Annotated in this window: 25 protein-coding genes; 10 read left to right on the top strand and 15 right to left on the bottom strand. The window is 67.6% G+C overall.

Annotated elements, in window-relative coordinates; translation table 11 throughout:
- Window position 1 precedes the first annotated feature (1 nt).
- Window positions 2-2791 (top strand): serine/threonine-protein kinase, encoded by a 2790-nt coding sequence (locus tag G467_RS17515; RefSeq protein WP_022969486.1) that lies wholly within the window; start codon window positions 2-4, stop codon window positions 2789-2791.
- A complete protein-coding gene (locus tag G467_RS0109415) occupies window positions 2773-3351 on the top strand; it encodes a hypothetical protein (RefSeq protein ID WP_155844863.1) in 579 nt (192 codons plus the stop codon). Before G467_RS17515 ends, G467_RS0109415 begins: the two co-directional genes overlap by 19 nt.
- 4 nt (window positions 3352-3355) lie before the next feature.
- Here G467_RS0109415 and G467_RS0109420 read toward each other — a convergent pair whose 3' ends face one another.
- The 10 genes from G467_RS0109420 to G467_RS0109465 form a co-directional block, all read right to left on the bottom strand.
- Window positions 3356-3988 (bottom strand): thymidine kinase, encoded by a 633-nt coding sequence (locus tag G467_RS0109420; RefSeq protein ID WP_022969488.1) that lies wholly within the window; start codon window positions 3986-3988, stop codon window positions 3356-3358.
- A 51-nt stretch (window positions 3989-4039) separates the two neighbouring features.
- The gene (locus tag G467_RS0109425) at window positions 4040-4732 is read right to left on the bottom strand and encodes a pseudouridine synthase (protein WP_022969489.1); all 693 of its coding nucleotides are present in this window, start codon (window positions 4730-4732) and stop codon (window positions 4040-4042) included.
- Window positions 4733-4740: 8 nt separating this feature from the next.
- Window positions 4741-6393 (bottom strand): ubiquinone biosynthesis regulatory protein kinase UbiB, encoded by a 1653-nt coding sequence (ubiB, locus tag G467_RS0109430; RefSeq protein ID WP_022969490.1) that lies wholly within the window; start codon window positions 6391-6393, stop codon window positions 4741-4743.
- Window positions 6390-7034 carry a ubiquinone biosynthesis accessory factor UbiJ gene (locus tag G467_RS0109435; protein WP_022969491.1) on the bottom strand — a complete coding sequence of 215 codons (645 nt, stop codon included), beginning with the start codon at window positions 7032-7034 and terminating at the stop codon, window positions 6390-6392. The genes ubiB and G467_RS0109435 overlap by 4 nt, the downstream gene beginning before the upstream one ends.
- A 58-nt stretch (window positions 7035-7092) precedes the next feature.
- Window positions 7093-8097, bottom strand: coding sequence for a 2-alkyl-3-oxoalkanoate reductase (gene oleD / locus G467_RS0109440; RefSeq protein ID WP_022969492.1), 1005 nt, complete (start codon window positions 8095-8097; stop codon window positions 7093-7095).
- Window positions 8094-9755, bottom strand: a complete 1662-nt coding sequence (gene oleC / locus G467_RS0109445; protein WP_022969493.1) for an olefin beta-lactone synthetase — start codon at window positions 9753-9755, stop codon at window positions 8094-8096. The genes oleD and oleC overlap by 4 nt, the downstream gene beginning before the upstream one ends.
- Window positions 9756-9823: 68 nt before the next feature.
- Window positions 9824-10645 (bottom strand): alpha/beta fold hydrolase, encoded by an 822-nt coding sequence (locus G467_RS0109450; protein WP_051130458.1) that lies wholly within the window; start codon window positions 10643-10645, stop codon window positions 9824-9826.
- A 104-nt stretch (window positions 10646-10749) separates the two neighbouring features.
- Complete coding sequence (locus G467_RS0109455) at window positions 10750-11766, bottom strand: 3-oxoacyl-ACP synthase III (protein WP_022969495.1); 1017 nt, start codon at window positions 11764-11766, stop codon at window positions 10750-10752.
- A 111-nt stretch (window positions 11767-11877) separates the two neighbouring features.
- The gene (locus tag G467_RS16200) at window positions 11878-12255 is read right to left on the bottom strand and encodes a DUF4156 domain-containing protein (protein WP_022969496.1); all 378 of its coding nucleotides are present in this window, start codon (window positions 12253-12255) and stop codon (window positions 11878-11880) included.
- 91 nt (window positions 12256-12346) lie between these two features.
- Window positions 12347-15208, bottom strand: coding sequence for a M16 family metallopeptidase (locus G467_RS0109465; RefSeq protein WP_022969497.1), 2862 nt, complete (start codon window positions 15206-15208; stop codon window positions 12347-12349).
- 118 nt (window positions 15209-15326) lie between these two features.
- Between G467_RS0109465 and G467_RS16205 the strand changes: the two genes are divergently transcribed.
- The 5 genes from G467_RS16205 (at window position 15327) to G467_RS17520 (ending at window position 18371) form a co-directional block, all read left to right on the top strand.
- The gene (locus G467_RS16205) at window positions 15327-16040 is read left to right on the top strand and encodes an SDR family oxidoreductase (protein WP_022969498.1); all 714 of its coding nucleotides are present in this window, start codon (window positions 15327-15329) and stop codon (window positions 16038-16040) included.
- Window positions 16034-16807, top strand: coding sequence for a hypothetical protein (locus tag G467_RS16210; protein ID WP_022969499.1), 774 nt, complete (start codon window positions 16034-16036; stop codon window positions 16805-16807). The genes G467_RS16205 and G467_RS16210 overlap by 7 nt, the downstream gene beginning before the upstream one ends.
- 124 nt (window positions 16808-16931) lie before the next feature.
- Window positions 16932-17198 (top strand): hypothetical protein, encoded by a 267-nt coding sequence (locus G467_RS0109480; protein WP_022969500.1) that lies wholly within the window; start codon window positions 16932-16934, stop codon window positions 17196-17198.
- A 7-nt stretch (window positions 17199-17205) separates the two neighbouring features.
- The gene (locus G467_RS0109485; RefSeq protein ID WP_022969501.1) at window positions 17206-17661 is read left to right on the top strand and encodes a tRNA (cytidine(34)-2'-O)-methyltransferase; all 456 of its coding nucleotides are present in this window, start codon (window positions 17206-17208) and stop codon (window positions 17659-17661) included.
- Window positions 17662-17795: 134 nt separating this feature from the next.
- Complete coding sequence (locus G467_RS17520) at window positions 17796-18371, top strand: outer membrane beta-barrel protein (RefSeq protein WP_022969502.1); 576 nt, start codon at window positions 17796-17798, stop codon at window positions 18369-18371.
- Window positions 18372-18441: 70 nt separating this feature from the next.
- Here G467_RS17520 and G467_RS0109495 read toward each other — a convergent pair whose 3' ends face one another.
- The 5 genes from G467_RS0109495 to G467_RS16220 all read right to left on the bottom strand — a co-directional run bounded on the left by G467_RS0109495 (window position 18442) and on the right by G467_RS16220 (window position 21483).
- Window positions 18442-19467: an NAD(P)H-dependent glycerol-3-phosphate dehydrogenase gene (locus tag G467_RS0109495; RefSeq protein ID WP_022969503.1), complete on the bottom strand. Its 1026-nt coding sequence runs from the start codon at window positions 19465-19467 to the stop codon at window positions 18442-18444.
- Between the two features lie 16 nt (window positions 19468-19483).
- Complete coding sequence (gene secB / locus G467_RS0109500; RefSeq protein ID WP_022969504.1) at window positions 19484-19996, bottom strand: protein-export chaperone SecB; 513 nt, start codon at window positions 19994-19996, stop codon at window positions 19484-19486.
- An 83-nt stretch (window positions 19997-20079) separates the two neighbouring features.
- Window positions 20080-20517: a rhodanese-like domain-containing protein gene (locus tag G467_RS0109505; protein ID WP_022969505.1), complete on the bottom strand. Its 438-nt coding sequence runs from the start codon at window positions 20515-20517 to the stop codon at window positions 20080-20082.
- A 68-nt stretch (window positions 20518-20585) separates the two neighbouring features.
- Window positions 20586-21002: a hypothetical protein gene (locus G467_RS0109510; protein ID WP_022969506.1), complete on the bottom strand. Its 417-nt coding sequence runs from the start codon at window positions 21000-21002 to the stop codon at window positions 20586-20588.
- 7 nt (window positions 21003-21009) lie between these two features.
- On the bottom strand, window positions 21010-21483 hold the full coding sequence (locus G467_RS16220) for a YiiD C-terminal domain-containing protein (RefSeq protein ID WP_022969507.1): 474 nt from the start codon (window positions 21481-21483) through the stop codon (window positions 21010-21012).
- 39 nt (window positions 21484-21522) lie between these two features.
- On the opposite strand from G467_RS16220, the gene G467_RS16225 reads away from it, so the two are divergent.
- The 3 genes from G467_RS16225 to G467_RS0109530 are packed head-to-tail and all read left to right on the top strand — an operon-like array spanning window position 21523 to window position 24623.
- Entirely contained in the window at window positions 21523-22302 is a 780-nt protein-coding gene (locus G467_RS16225) for a uroporphyrinogen-III synthase (RefSeq protein ID WP_022969508.1), read from the top strand.
- 48 nt (window positions 22303-22350) lie between these two features.
- Window positions 22351-23373, top strand: coding sequence for a uroporphyrinogen-III C-methyltransferase (locus tag G467_RS0109525; RefSeq protein ID WP_162140751.1), 1023 nt, complete (start codon window positions 22351-22353; stop codon window positions 23371-23373).
- Complete coding sequence (locus G467_RS0109530; RefSeq protein ID WP_022969510.1) at window positions 23370-24623, top strand: heme biosynthesis HemY N-terminal domain-containing protein; 1254 nt, start codon at window positions 23370-23372, stop codon at window positions 24621-24623. Before G467_RS0109525 ends, G467_RS0109530 begins: the two co-directional genes overlap by 4 nt.
- The last annotated feature ends 31 nt before the right edge of the window (window positions 24624-24654 follow it).

The raw sequence follows: 24654 nt of genomic DNA on the forward strand, positions 1-24654 counted from the left end.
CATGCAAGGCGATCGCTGGTCCCGCCTGTCGCCCCTGCTCGATGAACTGCTGGAACTGACCGGCCCGTCCCGCGACGCGCGTCTGGCGCGCATCGCACGCGAAGACGGCGAGCTCGCCGCCGAACTGAAGAAGATGATGTCGCTCGAGGACGAGCGACCGGACTTCCTGGCGCAGCCGCTGGTCGATGCGAACCTGTTCGCGCCGCAGGCCGGTCAAGAAATCGGTCCGTATCGTCTGGTCGCGCCGCTCGGCGAAGGCGGCATGGGCCAGGTCTGGCTGGCGATGCGCTCGGACGGCCTGTACGAACGTCGCGTCGCGCTCAAGCTGCTGCGCCCGGGGCTGGGCGATGCCGGTCTGCGCGCGCGTTTCACCCGCGAGCGGCAGATTCTCGCGCGCCTGGGCCATGCGCATATCGCCCGCCTGCTCGACGCCGGCATCAGTCAGGACGGCCAGCCCTATCTCGCGCTCGACTACGTGCGTGGCGATCCGATCACCGACTACGCGAAAAAGCATGGCCTCGACGTGCGCACGCGCCTGCACCTGTTCGCGCAGGTCTGCGCAGCGGTCAGCCATGCGCACGCCAACCTCGTCGTGCACCGCGACCTGAAACCGTCGAACATCCTCGTCACGCCGGCCGGCGAAGTCTGCCTGCTCGATTTCGGCATCGCCAAGTTGCTCGACCAGGCCGCCGAAGAACTCACCGAGATCACCCAGACCGACAGCCGCGCCTTCACCCTGCACTACGCCGCGCCCGAACAGCTGCGGCGCGAAGCGATCACCACGATGACCGACGTGTATTCGCTCGGCGTGGTGCTCTACGAACTGCTGACCGACTGCATTCCCTACGACCTCGAGCGGCAAACCGACGCCGCTTGGGAAGAGGCGATTCTTGGCGCGGAACCGATCCGGCCGTCGGCGGCGGTCGCGCGTCTGGCGAAAGAGAGCGGGCTGCTCGTCGATCGCCGGCGCGTGCGGCATCTGTCCGGCGATCTGGACCGCATCATTCTCAAGACGCTCGACAAGGTACCCGAGCATCGCTATCCCTCGGTCGAAGCGCTCGCACAGGATCTGCGCCGCTACCTCGATGGCCAGCCGGTGCAGGCGCGCTCGCAGAGTTTCGGCTACCGCGCGCGCAAATACCTGCGCCGGCATGCGCTCGCGGTCGGTCTGGGCGGCGCGGCGACCGCTGTGCTGACGATCACGCTCGCGATCGTGACCTGGCAGGCCAATCGCGCGGTGCAGGAAGCCTCGCGCGCGCAGGCGATGCAGGATTTCGTGATCGCGCTGTTCGAAAACACCGGCAATGCCAGCCATGCGCAGGGCCTGGACGTGCGCGCACTGCTCGATGCCGGCGTGCGCCGTGCCGACACCGAACTCGCGACGCAGCCGCAGGCGCGCGCGGAGTTGCTGGGCCTGATCGCGCGGTTGCGCTCGGGCCTGGGCGACGATCGCGAAACCCTGCGCCTGCTCGATCGCCAGCAGGAAATCATCCACAGCCTCGGTCCGTCTGCGCCGCCGACCCTGCAACTGGAAGCCGCGGCGCTGCGCGGGCGCAGCCTGCGCGAGCTCGGCCGCGCGCAGGACTGCCTCACGGCCTTGAGCCCGCTGCTGTCGAAGGCACGCGACGAGGCGCATCGCGCGCCCTTGCAGACGGCGGAATTCGAATCGCAGCTCGGCCGCTGCCATCGCCAGCTCAATGGCCGCGATGTCGCCCGCGATCTGTTTGGCGAGTCGCTGAAACTGCGGCGTGGCAATGCCGGCAGCGGCGCGCTCGAAGCCGAGAGCCAGACCGATCTGGCATTGCTACAGCTCGACGATGGCCAGACCGTCGAAGGCATCAGCGCCCTGCGCGACGCGCTGGCGAAATTGCGCGCCAGCGTTGGCGAACGCAATGCGCTTGGCGTCGACATCTGGCGCAGCCTGGGCGAGGCCTACGATCGCCAGGACAATCTGGTCGAATCCGAAGCCGCCTATCGCCAGGCGCTGGACATCGCACTGGGCCGGTTCGGCACGCAGCATCCGCGCACGACAGCCGTGCAGCAGCGACTGGCCGAAGAACTCGCGCGCGTCGGCAAACTGCAGGAAGCCGAACGCCTGCTGGAACTGGCCGAAGACAGTGTGGGACAACGCTGGGGATCGGACAGTCTGCAGTTCGCCGAGATCGTCAGCCTGCGCGGCCGGCTTGCGCTCGATCGCGACCGCGCGGCCGATGCCGAAACCGCGCTGACCGAGGCCGTGCGTCTGTGGCGCGAGCACACACAGCTGTCCGCGCACGCCTGGGATCTGTGCTGGCTGGCGATGGCACAAAGCGACCAGGCGAAAGACGCCCTCGCGGAGAGCAGCGGTCGCGAGTGCGTCGCGGTGTTGCGCTCCAAATCCGGCGAGCATCCCGGGACCGCACTGGCCCTGCTCGGCGAAGCCGCGCTCGATCGCGGCGATCGCGAGCGCGCGCAACAGTGGTTGGGCCAGGTCGATGCGATTCCCGTGAACGCGCGCGACCCGGCCGTCGCGCTGGCGAGAGCACGCGTGGCCGTGCTCTCGGACGCGCCCGACACCGACGCGCGGCTCGCCGCCAGCCTGCAGCTGTTGCCCGACGATGCCGCGCATCGCCGCGGCCGCTGGCAATTGCAGGCCCTGCAGGCCGCACACACCTGTCGCGTGGAATCGTGGCTGATCGGCCAGACTCTGCGCGCGCAGGCCCTCGCCGCCGCGAAACTCGGCGAACCCGAACACCTGCGCTTGCAGCGCCGCCTGCAGCGCATGAGTGCGGATTGTCCGGCGGCGAATTGATGCGCTTGAGCCAATCCGGAGTCCAGGTCCGCCTGCTGGTCGCATTGGCCTTTGTTTTGTGGGTCTGCGTCTGCTGCTCCTCTCCATCGAGTGATTCCACCAGCGTCTACCACGCTGTGTTTGCACACTTCGGCGCCGAGAAATCCCCCGTCTATGTCATCGATCGTCCGGCTGACCCGAGTTCGTTTGATCCCCTGAAGGACGCTCGTCTGCCCGGGCCACTGAAATTTGAGATTCCACCCACAACACTGTCTCCCGCTTTCCTGGGTGCGCCTGAGGCACAGGTCTTGTCGGACGACGAACTACGGAGTTTGTTCCGTTCGAACTGTCGGGTCGCCTGGGCGCTTTTCCACGGCCACCATCGTGACGCGAACGTAGTGCTGAGGTTGTCGCCGGTCGGATACACGCCAGCTCGAGATCACGCCGTCGTTTTTGTGGCGTCCACGAACGTCGCGACCGCACGGAGCAATTGCCTTGGCACGGTCGGCTTCGCCGTGGTCTTGAAACGCGTCGACGGACTTTGGCAGTTTGAGAAAACGGTGGACCTTTTCGTTTCCTGAGCTGCTACAACCCCGCGTCCAGCGGCAACTGCGGCTGCTGCAGGTCGATGCGGCCTTCGCCGGCCATGATCTTCTTGAACTCGCTGCGCGAGACGGACACGTAACGGTCGTTGCCGCCGATCTCGACCTGCGGGCCGTCGGTGACGGCGCGGCCGTTTTCGTCGACGCGTACAACCATCGTCGCCTTCTTGCCGGTGTGGCAGATGGTCTTGATCTCGATGAGATTGTCGGCCCAGGCGAGCAGGTACTGGCTGCCTTCGAACAATTCGCCGCGGAAATCCGTGCGCAGGCCGTAGGCGAGCACGGGCACCTTGAGCTTGTCGACGATCTCGCTCAACTGCCAGACCTGGTTCTTGCTCAGGAACTGCGCCTCGTCGACGAGCACGCAGCCCAGTGCACCGCGCGCGGCGATGTCCGCGGCGACGAGCTGCAGCAGATCGTCTTCGCGCTCGAAGATCAGCCCGCGCGCTTTCAAACCGATGCGCGAGGCGACCACGCCTTCGCCAGCGCGGTTGTCCAGGCGCGGCGTCAGGATGACCGTGCGCATGCCACGCTCGTGGTAGTTGTACGCGCTCTGCAGCAGCGTCGTGGTCTTGCCGGCGTTCATCGCCGAATAATAGAAATAGAGCTTGGCCATGCCGCTAGCCTGACGCCTGCCCCGCCGGCATTCAAGCCTTGACGCGGGCGTTCAGCCGGCGAAATCGATCGAAAGAACCGCCAGCGCCTTGCAAAATTCCGCGTCCGGCGGCGCAGTCACCGTCAGCCGTTCGCCGGTGACCGGATGCAGGAAGGACAGCTGCCAGGCGTGCAGCAGCATGCGGTGCACGCCGAGCATGCGGAAGCTGCGGTTGTGCCGGCCGTCGCCATGGCTGGAATCGCCGATAAGATGGTGGAACTGATGCTTGAGGTGGCGACGGATCTGCCGGTAACGGCCGGTTTCGGGCGAACAGCGCAGCAGGGCATAACGCGAGGTCGGATGCTGCGCGCTGGGCGTGTCGATCTCGGCGGTCGCGAGCCGGCGGAAGCGCGTGATCGCCGGCTTCTTGACCGGTTTGCCCGGGCCGCCGTCGAGATCGTAGTCGACGACGAATTCCTCGTCCGGCCAGCCGCGGCAGATCGCGAGATAGTGCTTGTCGACCTCGCGCGACATGAACACGCCGCCGAGCGCCGCGGCGATGTCGCGGTCGAAGGCGACGAGCAGGCAGCCGCTGGTCGCCCGGTCGAGGCGATGGATCAGGTGAATGGATTTGCCGAACTGCGCGCGCAGACGCTCGTCGAGAAAATCGTCTTCGCCGCGCGCCATGGCACTGGCATGCGCCATCAGGCCGGCGGGTTTGTTGACGACCGCGAGCTGCGCATCTTCGTACAAGACCTCGATCAAGCCCGTTCCTATCGGCGCGGCCAGGCGGCGAGGAAGGCGCCGAGCGCGGCAGCGCCGGCGATCCAGGTCGCGGCGGTCAGGGACAGGAAATGCGGGCCGCCGCGATCGAAGGTGAAAAGCACGGTGGCGGTGATCATCAGCCCGGTGCCGAGAATCGCGTACACCGCCTTGCGCTGGCCTTCGCGCGAAATACGCGCGAGTTCGGCCAGGTCATCGGACTGCATGCGCAGCGAGTGGCGACCATCGACCTGCTGCGAGAGCCAGTCGCGCACCAGGCGCGGCATGTCCGGCGCATGCGTGATGAGCTCGGGCAGGCGTTTGCGGAACTCGGTGATCAGGGTGGCCGGGCTGTAGCGTTCGCGCAGGATGGTTTCCAGTACCGGCGAAGCGACCGCAAAAATATCGAGCTTGGGATCGAGCAGGCGCGCGACACCTTCGACATTGAGCAGGGTTTTCTGCAGCAGGATCAGCTGCGGCTGCAAGGTCAGCTCGTATCGTTGCGCGGTACGGAACAGCTTGACCATGACCTCGGCGAGCGAGATTTGCGACAGCGGCCGGGTGAAATACGGCTCGCAGACCGAGCGCGTCGCGGCTTCGAGCTCGTCGATGCGGATATTGGACGGCATCCAGCCGGCTTCGACGTGTAGCTCGGCGATGCGCCGGTAATCGCGCTGGAAGATCGCCATGAAGTTTTCGGCGAGGTAATACTGGTCGCGCGGTGTCAGCTGGCCGACGATGCCGAAATCCAGGGCGATGAAGCGCGGGTTGTCCACGCGCGTGGCATCGATCCAGATATTGCCGGCGTGCGCATCGGCATGGAAAAAATTATCGCGGAACACCTGCGTGTAGAACACACGCACGCCCTTGGCGGCGAGTGCGCGCCGGTCGATGCCCGCGGCCTCGATCGCCGCGACATCGTCCGAGCCGATGCCGTGGACGCGTTCCATCGTGAGCACGGTCTCGGTCGACAGCGGCCAGTGCACTTCCGGCACGTACAGATCGTCGGAATCGAGCCACAGGCGACGCATGAGGCTGGCGTTCGCGCCTTCGCGCTGCAGGTCGAGTTCGGCAAACAGCGTCATCTCGATTTCCGACACAACCGCCTGCGGCTGGATCTTTTCGGCATTGGGATGATGGCGATCGGTGAACGAGGCCAGCGTGCGCAGCAGGCCGATATCGGCCTCGATCTGCGCACGGATATTTGGTCTCAGCACCTTGATGACGACCTCGCGGCCGTCGTGCAGGGTTGCCGGATGCACCTGCGCGATCGACGCGGATGCGAGCGGCACGGGGTCGAAACTCGCGAACAGCTCGCCGACCGGCTTGCCCAACGCACGTTCGATTTCGAGCTTGGCCAGTTCGCCCGGGAACGGCGCGACCTGGTCGCGCAGCAGATTGAGTTCGTCAGCGATGTCGGGCGGCAGCAGATCGCGTCGCGTCGACAGCACCTGGCCAAACTTCACGAAGATCGGGCCCAGTTCCTGCAGCGCCAGGCGAAGGCGCTGACCACGCGGCAGGTTCGCTTCTTCGCTGCGCACCGCCGAGAACGGCCGCAACAGCCACAGCCAGCGGCCGAATGCGGTGTTCTCCAACAGGCCATCGAGCCGATGCTTGAGCAGCACGCGCGCGATGCGCAGCGCGCGGAAGGCCGAGCGCCTCATGCACTGTCTCCGTGGCGGGCACGCAGGCGGTCGGCGCGCGCGATGAGCCGTTCGGCGCGATCGCGCAGGGCATCGACATCGTCGTGGAAAGCGGCGAGTTCGGCCTTGGCGACGACATCGCGGGTTTCTTCGGTGACGTAGTCGGCGGCATCGCGCGCGAGGTTCTGCGCGAGCTTGCCGCCGCCGCGCAGGGCCTCGCGCAAGACGCGAGCTGCCTGCGGACCGAACACAGGGCCGAGCGCATCGGCAAAGGGCTTGTCCCAATCGGGATCGAAGCGTCCGGCGAGTTGCTGCAGTGTGCGCGCGAGCTCGGCGTCGCCATTGATGCGCAGCTTGCCGACCGGCGGCGCATCCGAGGTGCGCGCGAACGGCAGTTGCGCGAGCAGGCCGCCGAGAGTCGCGCGCAGGCCGAGGTCGGGTTCGTTGCCGGCGTCGGGCGGACCGACCTCGAGCTGGCCCTGGCGCACGGTGATCGCCAGTGCCATCGCGGGCGCGACGAGGGCGAGTTCGATGCGTTTGCCGTCGAGCTTGCGCACGGCGGCCGCCGTGTCGGGGTCGAGCGCCAGCAGACGGTTGAGCGCGATCTCCAGCGCACGGCCGGCAACGGGCTTGAGGGAATCCAGCGGCGAGGGCGTGCTCATGGGCGCATTGTAGCCGCAGGACCGTCCCGTCCCGAGACAGTGGCGACTGCGTGCAGCCTTAACGGGCGCCGTGACGGGTCCAGTCGGCGGCGGTGCGGCGCAGGCCTTCGGCGCGGGTCACGGCGGGCACGTAGCCGAAATCGCGGCGCGCGGCGGAGATGTCGTACCAGTGCGGGGTCGACAGTTGTTCGGCAAGGAATCGCGTCATCGGCGGCTCGCCCGACAGCGGGAAGATCCGCCACAGCACTTCCATCACGGCCCCCGCCGCATAGGCGAGGGCATACGGAATGCTGCCGTCGACGGTCGGCGCATCCACGGCCTGGAGCAGGGCGTTGACGATCTCGCGGGCCGTCGTCGGCTCGCCGTTGGAAATGAAATACGCCTTGCCCGCACAGGCCGCGCCGGGCGCGAGGTGGTCGAACGCCGCCAAATGCGCCTGCACGGCATTGTCGATGTAGGTCGTGTCCATGCGGTTGTGCCCGCCCGCGACGAAGCGCAGTCGGCCCGCGCGTGCACGTTCGACCAGGCGCGGCAGCAACTGGGTGTCGCCCGGGCCCCAGATCAGGCGCGGACGCAGTGCGACGGTCGCGAGCGTCGCGTCGTTCGCGGCGAGCACGGCGATCTCTGCGAGCGTTTTCGTCGCCGGATACGGCGCCTTGAAGTTTTTGCCGTAGGGCGTGTCGATTTCGTTGCCGCCCTCGACCGGCGTGCGCCCGCTGTGGGTCACGCTCGGCGTGGAGGTGTAGACGAGGCGGGCGATGCCGTTCGCACGGCAAGCGGCGAGCACGTTTTCCGTGCCGCGCACGTTCGCGTCGTAATAACTTTCGTAGCTGCCCCAGGCGCCGGCCTTGGCGGCGTTGTGGAAAACCGCGTCCTGGCCGGCGCAGGCCCGGATCAGGGTCGCGGCATCGGTGAGATCGCCCAGCACCTGACGAACACCGAGGGCTTCGATGGCCTGCGAGAAACCGCGCTGGTAGCTGGTGACCTCGTAGCCACGCGCGATCAGGGCCGCGCACAGGCCGCGTCCGAGGAAACCGCTGCCGCCAGTGACGAGAACCTTCATGCCGGGGTTCCGATTTTTTTCGCGGCCCAGCGCGCGAGCTGTTCGCGGCCAATCTTGGCATTGTGGCGGATGTCGACCGGGAAGCCGGCGTGGAACAGCAGCGTATCGATGCGGCCGGTGTGCACGAAGCCGCCGCCGATCCGCAGCAGCTCGCTGCGGATGCGCGCCTGTTCGCCAGAGGCGGTGCCCGGCTGCAGCTCCACGCAGAGCACCGGCCGCTGCCGGCCGCGTTCGCCGAGGCCGACCAGGGCCGTGCGGCGCACGTCCGGATGCGTGTTGAACACCGGCTCGACCTGCTCGGTGAACAAGGAGCCATGCACGGTGTCGACGCGATGCGATTTACGACCGCAGAACCACAGCCGACCCTCCTCGTCGAACCAGCCCAGATCGCCCATGCGATGCACGATGCGCTCGCCGTGATCGCGGTGCTGTTCGCGGATTTTCGCCAGCGCGGTCGCCTGCGGACGCCGAAAATATTCGTCGGTCGCCGAGGGTCCGGCGACGGTGATCTCGCCGACGACGCCCGGCGCGACCTGCAGACCATCGCGCCAGTCGGCAATCGCCGCGTCGGTGATTTCTATCAGACGTACGTCGTTCGCAGCGACCGGGTGGCCGACACAAGTGCCGGCGCCGCGTTCGGTCGCCACGCGCGTGGCCTGCAGTTCGCGGCCTTCGATGACCGCAACGGGCAGGCATTCGGTCGCGCCGTAGGGCGTCCACAATTGCGCGTCGTCGGGCAATAACTCGCGCATTGTCGCGACCACGTCCGGCGGCACCGGTGCACCGGCCGAGGTCACGCGGCGCAGTGTCGGCAGTTTCGCGCCATGCCTGGCGAGCACGGCCATCAAGGCCGGCGATCCGAACAACTGCGTGACACCGAATTTTTCGATCGCGTGCAGCAGCTTGCGCGGGTCGGCCTGCGCGGGTCGGGTCGGGTCCATGTCGGGAATGATCGAGGTCAGACCCAGGGCCGGATCGAACAACGCGAACGGCGGAAACGTCGGCAGGTCGATGCCGCCCGCTTCGATGCCGAAGGCGGTGCGCAGCAGGTCGATCTGCGCGACGAAATGACGATGGCGATACACCACGCCCTTGGGCACGCCAGTCGAGCCGGAGGTGAACAGCAGCGCTGCCATTTCGTCGGGCGCGGTGTCCGCGAGCTGCGGCCCGGCGTGGGCGCCGAGCGCTTCGACCTGCGCGAGCGTGTGTCCGCCCCAGAACCAGCGGCGACCGACCGTCACCTGCACGCGCGCACTACGCGCCCAGCGCAGCACGCAACGTGCGGCGTGCGCGAGCGGAATGCCGATAAAAGCGTCCGGCTCGGCCTCGTCCAGGCACTGCTTGAGCGCCGATTTGGCGATGCCCGGGTCGACCAGCACCGGCACTGCGCCAGCCTTGAACAAGGCGAACATCAGCAGGAAAAATTCCGGCGACGGCCGCACCATCACGACCGTGCGCGTGCCGCGCACGATGCCGAGCGTGGCCAGGCCCGCGGCGATGGCATTGGAGCGGTTTTCGAGATCGCGATAGCTGATCGCTTCGTCGTAGCGCGCAAATCCGTCGGCGCCGCGCGCGCCCGGACAGCGCATGGCGATCTGGTCGCCGCGTTCGGCGGCCATGCGGGGAAGAACAGCGGCGATGTTGCAGGGTTCGGTCATGGACTCAAGGGTGCCCGTCAGCCGCCGTCAACCGCATCGCACCGGCGACGCGGCGTTTTCCCGAAACCTCAGAGCGGGTGTTCGTCGAGGAAATGACGGATCGCCGGCACCAGGGCATCGGCCTTGTCTTCGAGCACGTAATGGCCCGCGTCGCCGAAGATGCGTTGCTCGGCCTGGGGCAGCGCCGAGGTGAAGCCCTCGAGGAAATGCCGGTCGAACACGAAATCGCGCAGACCCCAGCCGATGAAGGCCGGGCGGTCGGCGAACGACGGCAGCGCTTTCTGCGCCTTGTCGACCAGCGGCCAGGCGCGGTCGCCGGGCGACAGCGGAATGTCCTGCACGAAGCGCAGCGTACTGATGCGATTGGCCCACGAGTCGTAGGGCGCGACATACGCGCGCTGTACGGCCGGCGACATCGGCTGCAGCACGCCGTGTTTGGTCGCGCCCGCGGCGAAGGCGTTGAAGCCGCGGATCAGGCCCGTGCCCAGCCGCGAATCGCGACCGAGCTTGAGTTGCCAGGGCATCGCCTTCGCGGCCGGCAGCGGGAACGACGCGGTGTTGAGAATGACCAGGCGTTTGACCCGCGCGTGATGCTTTAGCGCCCAGCCGAAACCGATCATGCCGCCCCAGTCGTGCACGGCGAGCGTGATGTTGTCGCCCAGGTTCAGCGAATCGAGCAGGCGGTCGAGATCGAGCACGCGCGACTGCAGCGTGTACAGGTATTTGTCGTCCGCGGGTTTGTCCGACAGACCCATGCCGACGTGGTCGGGCACGATGCAGCGGTACTTGTCGCGCAGGCCGAGCACCAGCTTGCGCCAGTAGTAACTCCACGACGGATTGCCGTGCAGCATCACCACCGGATCACCGCGACCTTCGTCGAGATAGCTCATCTCGATGCCGGCGCCGCGGTCGAAGCGGCGCGGGTTGAACGGATAGTCCGGGAACGGACCCTTGTGGAGGACGCGCGCCTGTTCGGCGTTCAGGGACGGGTGGCTCACCAGACGACTTCTGCCATCGAGCAGTTCAAACCCGAGCCGATGCCGAGCAACGCGATGCGGTTGCCCTTCTTCAGACGGCCCATTTCCTTGAGCTTGCTCAGCACGATCGGCACCGAGGCCGGGCCGATGTTGCCGTGCTCGTTGAAGATGGTCAGCACTTTCGCCGGATCGATGCCGAAGGCCTTGATGAAGGCTTCGGTGTGCACGCGGCTGACCTGGTGGATCACGAACTGGTCCATTTCCTCGACCGCCCAGCCCAGCGCGAGGCGGGCGGCGACGAAGGTCTTCTGCGCGAGCTTGAGGCCCTCGATCAGCAGCATGCGGGTATCGGTGACCATGCGGTCGAGGTTGCCGCGGCACAGCGTATTCCACTGCGTGGCGGCCTTGGTGACGCCGCCCTTGTAGCGCGGCGCGTCCGGCACGAGTTCAGCGCGCGCGAGCACCATCGCGGCGGCGCCGCAGCCCAGGGTCAGCGAGGCGAGTTCGTTGCGGAACTGCTCTTCGGTGACGTTCGGATCGCTCAGGCGGGTCAGGGTCTTTTCGTACACCAGGTTCGCGGTCTCGCCATCGACGACGAGCGCGTACTCGATGTCGCCGCGTTCGATCATGCGGCTGGCGATGTCCATGCCGTTGAGGAACGCCAGGCAGGCGTTGGCGACGTCGAAGTTCTGGCAGTTCTCGCCCAGGCCCAGGTTGCCCGAGACGATCGAGGCCGTGGACGGCTCGAGGAAGTCGCGGCTGACCGAGGTGTTGACCAGCAAGCCGATCTTGTCGCGCGGCACGTTCGCGTCGAGCAGCGCCTTTTCGGCGGCCATCGTCGCGGCGTCGGAGGACTGGGTTTCGTCGTCCCACATGCGGCGCGAGAAGATGCCCGCGATGTCCTGCAACACGTCGGTCTTGATGCCGAGCCGGTCCATGGTGGGCTGGAGACGGGCATTGATGTCGGCCGAGCTCAGGGCGTGCGGCGCATCGATATGGGCAAGGCCGGCAATGGCGACGTGGGTGAACAGCATGGGAGGCAACCTAGGGGGAAACCCGTCAAAGTTACCGCTTTCGGCCTTCCGGCTCAACCTAAACGGTCGTGAAGACCGGCAAAAGCGCGGTCTACGTCATGAAAAACGCGCTCATTCCTTCAGGGGAATGGTCTCGGCGCTGTCCTTGGCCGGCGGCGCGGTCGAAATCGGGGCGCCGGCGCAGCGGAAGGCGGTGAAGCGCTGCACGCCGTCCTTGGGCTCGGTGCGCGGCTGCACGGTGTCGGCTTTCAGACCGGGCGCCTCGTTGCGGGCGAGGGTTTCGAGCTCGTCGCGCACGCGCAGCGCGTCGCGCGAGTACGGACCAAGGCGGTCCTTCACCGACACTTCGATCTCGCCGCGCTTCTCACAGGCGGCCAGATCCTTGTTGGCCGCGACCACCTTCACCTGTTCGCCGCCGGGGCCCATTTTCACGAACGTGCAGGCCGACAGGGACAGCACCAGGGCAAGGGACAGGACGGGAAGGCGCATGCGGAATCTCCGGGTCGAAAAAGCAGGGCTGAAAAACACGACGGACGGGATTGTGGCCCCGTCCGTCGTGAACCGCCAATGAGGCTGGCGTTTACTTGGCGGGTGTCGCCGCCGGCGCGGTGACCGGCTTGCCGTCGGCATCGACGACCTGCACCGTGCCGATGTTGAGCGCGCGCACACCGGCTTCGATCTTGCTCAGGTCGCCGACGATGACCCAAGTCAGCGCCTGCGGCTTGATCGCGGCGGCGGCGGATTGCACGCCGGCCGGGGTCATGGCTTCGATGCGCGTCTTGCGCTGCACGACGTAGTCGTCGGGACGACCGTAGCGATTGATGCCGCTGACGGCATTGAGCACCGCGCGCGCGGTCTCGAACGAACCGGGCAGGCCGCGCACTTCCGTGGCCTGGATCTTGGCGACTTCCTGCGGCGTGGCCGGGGCCTTGCCGCTGGCGTAGTCGGTGATCTCGCGCTGCATTTCCTTGATCGACTCGATCGTCTTGTCGCTCTGCACGCCGGCCGACGCCGTCCACGGGCGCTGGCCCAGGGCACTGCCGACGCCGCTGTACGACCCATAGGCCCAGTGCTTGTTCTCGCGCAGGTTCATGTTCAGACGCGAGCTGAACTCGCCGCCGAGCACGCCGTTGGCGATATCGAAATCGAGCGCAGCCGGGTCCTTGCTCGACGCCACGAGCTGGCCGACGAGGATGTTGGACTGGATCGCGCCGGGCTGGTCGATGAGGAACACGCGCGGCTTGGTCGGCAGCGCCGCCGTCGGCAGGCTCACCGTGGGCTTGGCCATCGCGGCCGTGGACCAGTCACCGAAGTGCTTCTCGAGCAGGGGCGTGATCTCGGCCAGCGTGGTGTCGCCGACGACGATCACGGTCGCGTTGTCCGGACGGATCTGCTGGGTGTGCCAGGCGGTCATGTCCAGGCGATTGAGCGACGCGATCGACGCTTCCGTGCCGGTGCCGCTGAACGGGATCGCATAGGGATGACCCGGGCCGTACAGGCTGGGCATCAGCACGCGCGAGGCCATCGAGTTGGGACGGGTTTTTTCCTGCTTGATGCCGGCGAGCCAGTTCGCACGCACGCGCTCGATTTCGGCGTCTTCGAAACGCGGACGGCGGATCACGTCGGCATACAGGCTCAGCGAGTCGTCGAGCTTTTCCTTCAGCGCCGAGAGCGAGACGCTGGCGGCGTCGAGGCTGGCGCCGGTGCCGATGTTCGCACCGAGCGATTCGCTGCGGTTGCCCAGGGCGATCGCGCCGAGGTCGCCGGCACCTTCGTCGAGCATGCCCATCGTGAAGCTGGCGGTGCCGAGCTTGCGCCCCTGGTCGGTGGAGAAACCACCGGCGAATTCCATGCTCAGCTGCACGACCGGCACGTCATGGCGCTCGGCCAGGATGATGGTCATGCCATTGGCCAGACGTCCGCGCTGCAGGGCCGGGAACTGCAGGCTCGGGAATTCCGAGGTCTGCGGCACGCCCTGGCTGCGGTCGACCTGGCTGGGCAGGGTCGTGTACTTGGGATCGGCGGCGGGAATCGTCGCCGGCGGTGCGGCCACCGAGGGTTCTTCCGTCGCAGCGCCGCGCTCGCCCGGGGTGATCGTCAGCGTGTAGTCGCCGCGGCTCAGCCACTGGTTGCCGGACGCCTTGATCTCGGCGCCGGTCGCGGCCTGGATGCGCGCCAGCGATTCGCGGAAGCAGCCGGCGTCGCCGGTGTAGACGGCGCATTCGGCCAGGGCATCGGCCTTGCCGCCGAAACCGCCGATGCGCTCGATGCCGCGGATGAAGCCGGCGCGGAACACGGTGCGGGCCTGCTCGAGTTCGGCCGCGGTCGGGCCGGTCGCGAGCAGTTTCTTGAGTTCCTCGTCGATGGCTTTTTCAACCAGGGCCGGATCCACGCCCTGCTTCACGTCGGCGCTGATGAAGAACTGGCCGCCGAGTTCGGACGCATCGACCGAGGCGCTGACGTTGTCGACGAGCTTGTCGCCGAACGCCAGGCGCTGGTCCAGACGCGAGGCGCGGCTGCCACCCAGAACCTGCGCGAACAGCTGCAGGCGCTCGATGTCGGGCGCGCCGTACTGCGGCACGTTCCAGAGCTTGTAGATGCGCGTCTGCGCAACGCGGTCGGTCATCGTCTCGCGCGTGGACGTCGTGCGCGGCGCGATCATCGCCGGCTTCGCCGCAAGCGAGGCCGACGCCGGAATGTCGCCGAAGTAACGCGCGACTTTTTCCTTGGCGGTGGCGACGTCGATATCACCGGCGAGCACGAGCACGGCGTTGTTGGGGCCGTACCAGCTGCGGAACCAGGTCTTCACGTCCTCGAGCGAGGCCGCGTTGAGATCGTTCATCGAACCGATCGTGGTGTGGTGGTACGGATGGCCCTTGGGATAGGTCGCGCGCGCCATGACTTCCCAGGCGCGGCCGTAGGGCTGGTTCTCGCCCTGGCGTTTTTCGTTCTGCACCACGCCGCGCTGCTCATCGAGCGTGGCCTGGTCGAGTGCACCGAGCAGGTGACCCATGCGATCCGATTCCATCCACAGGGCCATGTCCAGCGCGGTGGTGGGCACGTTCTCGAAATAGTTGGTGCGGTCGTTGTTGGTCGTGCCGTTCATGTCGGTCGCGCCGGCGAGTTCGAACGGACCGAAATAATCGCCCGGATGGTTTTCCGAGCCGTTGAACATCAGGTGCTCGAACAGGTGCGCAAAACCGCTGCGGCCGGCGGCCTCGTCCTTGGAGCCGACGTGGTACCACAGGTTAACGGCGACGATCGGCGCCTTGCGGTCGGTGTGCACGATCACGCGCAGGCCGTTGGGCAGGGTGAACTGCTCGTAGGCGATGTCGACCTTGGCCGGCGCGGCGGGCGCGGCATAGGACGCAGGCAGACCCGCGGCGAGGGCGATGGCAAGGGCGAGCAGGGAGGCACGGGGCCGGCGCAGCAAGGTCGTCATGGAGCACCTGTGGAGTGGGAGGGAAAGCGGTCGAACCGGACACGGGGAATCGACCCGGGTCGGGCATCCTAGCCGCGATTGACGGCGCATACACTAGGTCGATGGGCATAGTCGGGCCATGAACTCTCCCGCTCCCCGACGCGTCCTCGTCACCGGCGCCGGCCGTGGCCTCGGTCTGGCCTTCGTGCGGGCCCTGCTCGCGCGCGGCGACCAGGTGCTCGCGACCTGCCGCGAACCGACCGCCAATACCGCCCTGCGCGACCTGCTGCCCGCGCACCCGGACCGGCTGCACTTGCTGGCACTGGACGTGAACGACAGCGCGCGGTTTTCCGCATTCGCCGCCGACGTCGGCGCGCACGTCGAGGCGCTGGACCTGCTCATCAACAATGCCGGCGTGCTGCCGACCGGCGAACGCTTCGGACAGCTGCGCGCCGAGACGCTGGAGGCCACGCTGCGCACCAATACGGTCGCGCCGCTGCTGCTCGCGCAGGCGCTTGCGCCGGCCCTGGCGCGCGGCCGCCGCCCCTGCGTGGCCAACCTGAGCACCGAACTGGGCTCGATCGCCAGCACGCGGCAGTTCCATTCGCCCAGCTACGCGATCAGCAAGGCCGCCCTGAACATGGCCGGCGTCCTGCTCGGCGCTGCGCTCGCCGCCGACGGCGTGCGCGTGGTGAATCTGCATCCGGGCTGGGTGCGTACGCAGATGGGCGGCCCGAATGCCGCCCTCGACCCGGAGCACGCCGTGCACGACCTGTTGCAGACCCTGGACCGCCTGCCCGCCGACTGCCACGGCGCCTTTCTCGATCGCCACGGGCAGCCGCTGCCGTGGTGATCCTGCGGCTATCACTGCTGTGCCTGGCGCTGGCGCCGCTCGCCGCGCGCGCCGGCCTGACTTACGAGGAAGGCATCGCCCGCGATCCCGAGACACGCGCCGAGCTCTATCGCGAACAGCACTGGGTGCGCAGCGAAGGCGAGCGCCGGCTTGAGCGCCTCGTGCTCTACCGCTGCCCGGACGGCACGGCGTTCGGACGCAAGTTCGTCGACTACCGGGTATCGCCGGTAGCGCCGGCCTTCCGTTTCGACGACCAGCGCAGCGGCTACCGCGAAGGCCTGAGGCAGGGGGCGACCCCGACCGTGTTCGTGCGCCGCCCGGGCCAGACCACGGAACGCAGTGCCGACCTGAGTTCGCGACAGTTGGTGGCCGACGCGGGTTTCGACGAGTTCGTTCGCCGCCATTGGACCCCGCTCGTGGCCGGCGAGACCGTGAGCCTGGATTTCGCGGTGCCGTCCCGCCTGGAAAGCATCGGGTTCAGCGTGCGTCGCGTCGGCCAGACGCGCATCGCCGGCGAAGCGGCCTGGACCTTCCGCCTGCGCTTGGGGGGCGTCCTGGGCTGGCTGGTTCCGCATGTCGACGTGTCCTACGGGCAGACGAGCCGGCGTCTGCTGCGCTTCGAGGGCCTGAGCAATCTGCGCGACGACGCCGGCGACGATCCGCTGAGCGCGCGCATCGATTTCCTGCTGCCGCCGCGCTCCGCCGAAGAGGCGCAATGGCGGGCGGGCCTGACGGCGCCCCTGTCCGCGTGCAGGACCGGACACTGAAGCGGACGGTTTACCCCGGAGCGGACACTCGGACAGACGGCGCAACTAATTGATTTAATTATATTTTCTGGATGGCACGGTTTCTGCAGTAACGGGATTACCCCTTACTCGCCGGAGAACGACCATGTCGCTGTCCCTGCAATTGTCCCGCGGCCTCCTCGCCCTGCCCCTGCTGATCGCGTTCGGCACCCTGGGCGTCCTTTCCGATCCGACCGACTGCGCCGCCGTGCCGCCGTCGCCGCCGGTCCTGGTCGTGACCAACCTCGCCGCCCCGGCACCGCCGGTGGTCTGCGAAATCGGCCGTCGCCATGTTCCTGCGCTGCGACTGGCCTCGGCGCCGGCCGACCTGGGCAGGCTCACCGAGCGCTGGGGCCGCGACTGCCGGGCATAATGGTCCGATGCTGCATGTCCTGCTGTTCGAACCCGAAATCCCGCCGAACACCGGCAACATCATCCGTCTGTGCGCCAACACCGGCGCCCAGCTGCACCTGATCGAGCCCCTCGGGTTTTCGCTGGACGACGCCAAGCTGCGCCGGGCCGGTCTGGATTACCACGAGTTCGCCGACATTCGCCGATATTCGTCGCTCGATGCCTGCCTGGAGACGCTTCAGCCCGCGCGCCTGTTCGCATTCTCCACACGGGGCCGGCAACGCTACGACCAGGTCGCCTACCAGGCCGGCGACGCCTTCCTGTTCGGGCCCGAGTCGCGCGGCCTGCCCGAGACGGTGCTCGCGCGCCTGCCCGAGGACCATCGCCTGACCCTGCCGATGCGCCCGGGCCAGCGCAGCCTGAACCTGTCGAACACCGTCGCGGTGGCGGTCTTCGAGGCCTGGCGGCAGTTGCAATTCCGCTGATGGGCCCCACGTCACGGTGACTTAAGGCAGTCGCTTTGTGACAGTCGTTAAGTTTACGTTATGCCTCAGTGGCAATAATCGCCACCCACGTCAGCCCCACGCCGACGTTTTTTCAACAATAGGAAGTCAAAACCATGAAGCGTTCCATTTTCGCCCTGGCCCTGGCCGCTGCCCTCCCCCTGTCTGCTCAGGCCGGTGAACTCAAGTACAACTTCGTCGAGCTCGACTACGGTCGCGCCACGATCGACAACACCGACGTCGATTTCGACGGTCTGGGCATCAAGGGCTCCGTGCAGGTTGCCGAGCCGGTGTACCTGTTCGGTTCGTACCACAAGGGCAGCGACTCGCTGCTCGGCGTCGACTTCGATCTGGACCAGTTCCAGGCCGGCGTCGGCTACCGTCATGCGATCAGCGACAAGGCTGACTTCATCGGCGAACTGAGCTACATCGACAGCAGCCTCGACGTCGACAACTTCGGCAGCGTCGATGCCAACGGCTACCGCATCAGCGGCGGCGTGCGCGGCCTGCTGGCCGACAACTTCGAAGGCTACATCAAGGCCAACTACAACGACGGCGGCGATTTCGACGGCGATTTCAGCGGCACCGTCGGTGGCCAGTTCAAGTTCAACGAAGTCTGGGGCCTGACCGCCGAAGCCGAAGTCGGCAGCGACGCCAAGCTCTACACGATCGGCGTCCGCGCCAGCTTCTGATCTCCGGATCGGTTGCCGCAACAAAAAAGCCCGGCTTCGGCCGGGCTTTTCTTTGGGGCTTTCCACGCGCCTATTCGAACAGGCCGTCGGGATACTCGGGCTTCTGCTCGCGCGCGAGCAGGCGCTGCAGGCCCTCGCGCGGGGTGATCTTCTCGTGCAGCACCGCACGTACCAGGGCACTGATCGGCAGCTCCAGGCCGTGACGGTCGCCCAGGCGCATGACTTCGTCGCCGGTCTGCACCGACTCGACGACCTGGCCAATCTCGGCCACGGCTTCGCCCAAGGACTGACCGCGTCCCAGCGCCAGACCCAGGCGACGATTGCGCGACAGATCGCCCGTGCAGGTCAGCACCAGATCGCCCAAGCCGGCGAGGCCCATCAGCGTTTCCGCGCGGCCGCCGAGCGCGACATTCAGGCGCAGCATCTCGTTGAGTCCGCGCGTGATCAGGCCGGCGCGGGCATTCAGACCCAGGGCCATGCCATCGGAAATGCCGGTGGCGACGGCGAGCACGTTCTTCATCGCGCCGCCGAGCTCGGCGCCCATCATGTCGTTGCCCGTGTAGGCGCGGAACGCCGGGCCATGAAGGGCGTTGGCGACCGTCTGCGCGAACTGCTCGTCGTCCGAATGTACGGTGACGGCGGTCGGCAGCCCTTGGGCGACTTCCTTGGCGAAGGACGGACCGGTGACCACGGCCAGGGGCACGCCGGGACCGAGGATTTCTTCGGCGACTTCGTGCAGGAAGCGTCCCGACCCGGGCTCGAAGCCCTTGGTCGCCCACGCGACACCCGCGTGCGCACGCCGGTGCGGCGCGAGCGCGTGTAGGGTTTCGGTGAAAGCGTGGCTGGGCGTGACCACGAGCAACAGGTCCGCGGAAGCAACCGCCGCCGCAAGATCCGTGGTCGCACGCAGGGATTCGGTCAGCGGCACGCCCGGCAGATAGCGCGGGTTCTCGTGACGCTGATCGATCGCAGCGACCTGTTCGGCATTGCGGCCCCAGATCACCGTCGGGTACTCATGCCGCGCGAGCAAGGTCGCGAGCGCCGTTCCCCAGGAACCGGCGCCCAAGACGGCAATGGCGGGCTTGGCGGTGCTCATGGCGCCGCGCAGCCGATCAGGCGTTGCCACCCTCAGCCAGAGCGACGGAACCGCCCTGGCCCTGCTCGGAACGACGACGCAGGCCTTCGGCGTACAGGCCCTCGAAGTTGATCGGCTGCAGGTAGAACGGCGGGAAGCCACCGTTGACGATGAGCTCGCTCACCGACTGGCGCACGTACGGGAACAGCACGTTCGGGCAATAGGTACCGAGCATCATGTCGAGCGTGCGCTCGTCGAAACCGGCCAGACCGAAGATGCCGGCCTGCTGGACTTCGGCCAGGTACACGGTCTTCTCGCCCAGGGTGCAGGTCAGGGTGACGCCGAGCACGACCTCGAACATGTCGTCGCTGAGGCGACCGACTTTCTGGTTGAGGTTCATGTTGAGCTGGGGCTGGCCCTGCTCATTGAAGATCAGCGGAGCATTCGGGGCCTCGAAGGACACGTCCTTGAGGTAGATCTTCTCGACGGTGAACTGGGCCTGCGGCGCAGCGGAATCGGCGCCGGCAACGGGCGAGGTCTGGTCGGTCATGAGGAACTCCGTAATGCGGATAGGGGAAACCACCGATTATTGCATGGGCCCCGGGGCCGACCAAATCAAGCCGGCCGGGGATTTCAGGCCTTGCCCTTGACCAGCGGCAGGTCGGCCTGTTGCCAGGCGGCGACGCCGCCGTCGAGCCAGTACACCTTCTGGAAGCCGGCCTTGACCAGGCGCTTGGCGGCATCGGCCGAGGTCATGCCGGTGCGGCAGGTGACCGCGACCGGAAGGTCCTTCACGTTGGCGAGCAGCTTGCTCTCGGGATCGAACTGGCTCATCGCGACGTTCTTGGCGTTGGCGATGTGGCCTTTCTCGAAATCGGCCAGGGCGCTGACATCCACCAGCAGCGCGTTGTCACGGTTGATCAGGGCGGTAAGCTCGGCCGGATTGACCGACTTGTAGCCCTGGAACAGGCGCGCGATCTCGGTGTAGAGAATCGCCAGCGTCAGGCCGACGAAGGCCAGCGACAGGAAGGAATGTTCGCCAGCGAAGGCGAGCAGGGAAGCCAGGGACATGGGGGTTGACTCGAAGGGTGGTGCGGGCGGGCATTATCGGTGCCGGCACCGTCCCCGCCAAGCGCGGCTCAGTTGCCCGAGACGTCCGGCAGGCCGCTGATCAGCCACCAGCGCTTGGCGGTGGCATCCCAGCGCCAGCGCTGGTGGTCCACGATCACGCGTTCGGCCTGGGTGAGCTTGCCGATCAGGCGGATCTCGACGGTCTGCTCGATGACGCCGGGCGTGGAATCGTCGTGCAGCTTCACCTCGTAGCCGGTGATCTGGACCTGCTTGAAACGCTCGCGTTCCAGATCGGTCATCGGATGTTCGGCGCGGATCGCCGGATCGACGAAAGCGTAAGCCTGTTCGAATTCACTCCAGCGGATCGCGCCGTTGTAGTCGAACAAGGCGTAATCGGCACTGCGCGGTTTCGCCGGACCGCCGGCGCAGCCGGTCAGAGAAACGGCGAGGCAGGCAGACAGAAGCAGGGCGGTCAGTGTCTTCATGCCGGCATCATACCCGCGGATCGGCGCTTGTCGCGGTCATGACCGCGAAGCGCGCCTGCAGGCTGGCGACGAGCTGACCATCGGCCGCGCGCACCAGGGCGCCGAGGGTCAGACGCGCGCGACCGCGGCTGCGGAAACAGTGCACGGCCGCCTGCCAGTCGCCGGCGTCGCTGAGCGTGGCTTCGGCGTGCAGGTCGTCGTACAAGGGCGCGAGATAACGCAACTGGCTGTCGGCGACGTAGACCTCGGCATCGATGCCGGCGCGCTTGAGCTTGAGCGTCACCAGGCCCCAGCCCGCGAGCGTCATCACGCTGGCCAGGCTGCCGCCGAACGCGCAGCCCTTGTCGTTGAGATTCGCCGACAGGGGCGCGTGCAGGCGCAGGGTGTCACCGTCGAAGTGTTCACCGCGGATCCGCATCGCAGCGGCCGGCGGCATCGCCTGGAAATGCGCATCGAGCGCGGCGAGTTCGGGCAGGGTCATCACATGGCCTTGTGGGTGGGCTTGTGCCAAGCTCGCGACATGCCGCGCGCGCGATCCGAAACGTCCCTGAAGCAGTGGCACGTCATTTCCCTGCGTCCGAAAGATCGGCATGCGGCGGTGCGGCGCGCGGCGAAGCGGCTCGGCGCGCGAGTATTCGCGATATCTACGTCCATACTCCAGCCTACGGATGCGCGCACCGCGCTCACGGCGGCGCGCCGTGCCGATATCGTGATCTTCACGAGCCCGGCGGCAGTTGCCTTCACAGTCGCGAAAGTCTCCCTGCGGAGCCGGCGTGGCCAGACTTGGCTGGCGATCGGCGAAGGCACGGCCGCGGCCCTGCGTCGCGCCGGCATCGCCGACGCACTGGCGCCCGCGCAGGGCGCGCATTCCGAGGCCTTGTTGGCGCATCCGCTGCTGCAGGCGGTGCGCGGCACGCGCATCGGCGTGATCACGGCACCGGGCGGACGCGACCTGATCGCGCAGACCTTGCAGGCGCGCGGCGCCGACGTCGTGCGCGCCGACGTCTACCGGCGTGAGCCAACACCGCCGAACCGCGCACGCCGGACCGGACTGCAGCGGCTGCCAGCGACCAGTGCTCTGCTACTCAGTAGTGGCGAAGCGCTGGAGGTGTTGTGGTCGGCGCTGACGATCGGCGAGCAACTCGAACTGACCGCGCGGCCCTGCGTGGTCGCCAGCGAACGACTCGCCGACCTGGCCCGCGCCAAAGGCTGGTCGGCGCCGATCCTCGCGGCGAGCGCACGCCCCGACGACCTGCTGACGGCGCTGAGCGCGTATGTCCGGTCAGGCCGCTTCCGGTAGCATTCCATGACGCCCGACCCTTCGCCCTCTCCCCCCGTGAGCGATCCCTTGTCCGAAGATTCCGCTGTTTCCGCCCCGCGCCGCATGCGCGGCACGATCTGGTTGTTGATCGCGATCGCGCTCGTCGTCGCCCTGGGCCTGGGCTGGCGCGCGTGGTCGCAGCGCGGTCCGGCAGCGACCCCCGGTGATGCGGCGGTCGATCTGAGTCCTGAAGCACTCGATGCGCGCCTGCTACAGGCCGAGGCCGCAGTAACCTCGATGCGCCGCGCGAACGAATCGATCACGCAGCGCTTGACCGACACCAGCGCGCGCACCGGCCTGCTGCGCGACGAAGTGCTCGGCGTCAGCCAGCGCGCCGCCCTCATCGAGGACTCGGTACGCGAATTGTCGAACACGCGCAGCGAAGGCGTCGCCGCGCTGCGCATGGACGAAGCCGAACTGTTGCTGACGATGGCGCAGGAACGCCTCGTGCTCGCCAACGACCTGCCCGGTGCGATCCGCGCGACCGAACTCGCCGACGGCGTGCTCGCGGCGCTGCGCGACCCGGCCTTGTTGAACCTGCGACAGACGCTGGCGCAGGAACTGAGCGCATTGCGCGCGATGCCGAAGAATCCGCAAGCGATCGCCGCCGGCGAACTCGACGCGCTGGAAGCGGTCCTGCCGCAGATTTCCGCCGCCGGCCCGGCCGCACGCCAGGCCGGATCGCAGGCCCAGGCGGCGCAGGGCTCGGGCCTGGCGCGACTGCTCGATGCGTTGGTGCAGATCCGTCCGAGCGGCGAACAGGATCTGCTGTCGCCGGCCGATCGCAGCGCCGGCGAAGCCGCGCTGTCGCTGGAGATCGCCCTCGCGCGCACCGCACTCGATCGTCGCGATCAGGCCGCGTTCCGGCTTTCGCTCAAGCGCATGGACAGCTGGTTGCGGCGCCTGTACGCGGATGGTCCGCTGCTGCGCGAGCGTCGCGAACGCCTGAAGAAGCTTGCCGCGTTGCCGCTGGCCACGCAGCTACCGGTCGCCGGCACCACGCTCGAACAATTACGCGCCCTGCAGCGCAGCCGGCAAAGCGCACCATGAATTTCTACCGCACCTTGTTGTGGTGGCTGGCGCTGGCCGCGCTCGGTGCGCTGGCCTGGGATCTGCTCGCACAGGATCTGGGCGAAGTCGTGATGCGCTGGCATGGCTATACCGCGCGCAGCACGGTCGCGTTCGCGATCGTCGCGCTGGGCCTGGTGAATTTCGCGCTGTGGGCAGTGTGGACTTTGCTGCGCCTGCCGTTCTGGGCCTGGCGCGAACACGCCAAGCGACAGGCGCGCAATCGCCTGATCAATGGCCTCGCCGCCTTGCACGAAGGCCGGCACGCGCGCGCCGAAAGCCTGCTCGGCAAGGCCGCCGAAGACGCCGATGCGCGCAGCGTCGCGCGCCTGGGAGCCCGCGAAGCGGCCACGCGCCGCGGCGACCTGCTCGCGGCCGCGAATTTCCAGATGGAACTGGCGAAGTCCGATCCGGCGGCGGCCGCTCTCAACACCGCCGACGCGCTCGTGGCCAAAGGCCTGATGAGCGACGCGCTCGACGTGCTGCAGCCCTATGTCGACACCAAGACACTGCCGCCTCGCGGCGAACTGCTGCGCGGCGAAGCGCTGTGCGCGAGCCAGCGCGCGTCCGAGGCCGTGGCCCTGATCGACGCCGTGCGCGCCGGCCAGAATCTTTCCGCTGACGCCCTCGGCGCGCTCGAACGGCGCTGGCAGTCGGCCGCCCTGCGTCAGAGCACGAATGCCGACGATCTGCAGCGCCGTTGGTTGGCCTTGCCCGCACGCGTGCAGGAAATGACCGAGGTCGTCGACGCCTATGCGCAACGCGCCGGCGAGCTGGGCCTTGAAGGGCAGGCGGCCGACGCCATCGCCGAGGCGCTCGATCACGAATGGCGGCCGACGCTGGTGCAGCGTTTCGCGCGGCTGCCGGCCGCACGCGAGGATCAGCGACTGGCCCGGTGCGAACGCTGGTTGCTCGAGCGTCCGACCGATGCGGCCTTGTCGCTGGCGATGGGCAGCCTGTTCCGGCAACAGCAGGCCTGGGGCAAGGCCGATGATTTCCTGCACCGCGCGATCGCGCAGGGCGCGGGCAGCGAAGCCTGGGAAGAACTCGGCCGCGTGCACACCGCGCAGAACCAGCCGGAAGCCGCGCAGGCCAGTTACGCGAATGCCTTGCGGCTGGCGCGTGGCGAAAGCGCCGTCGAACTCGGCGGCCGCAGCCTGCGCGAGCAGATCGCCGCCGAAGCCGTCGGCGAGGTGCGCAACGAATTCGGCGTTCCGCAGGTGCGTCGCTGACGCAGGAGCCAGCTTGCTGGCGATTGACACC

The organism is Arenimonas oryziterrae DSM 21050 = YC6267 (genome assembly GCF_000420545.1).
Classification (GTDB): Bacteria; Pseudomonadota; Gammaproteobacteria; order Xanthomonadales; family Xanthomonadaceae; genus Arenimonas; species Arenimonas oryziterrae.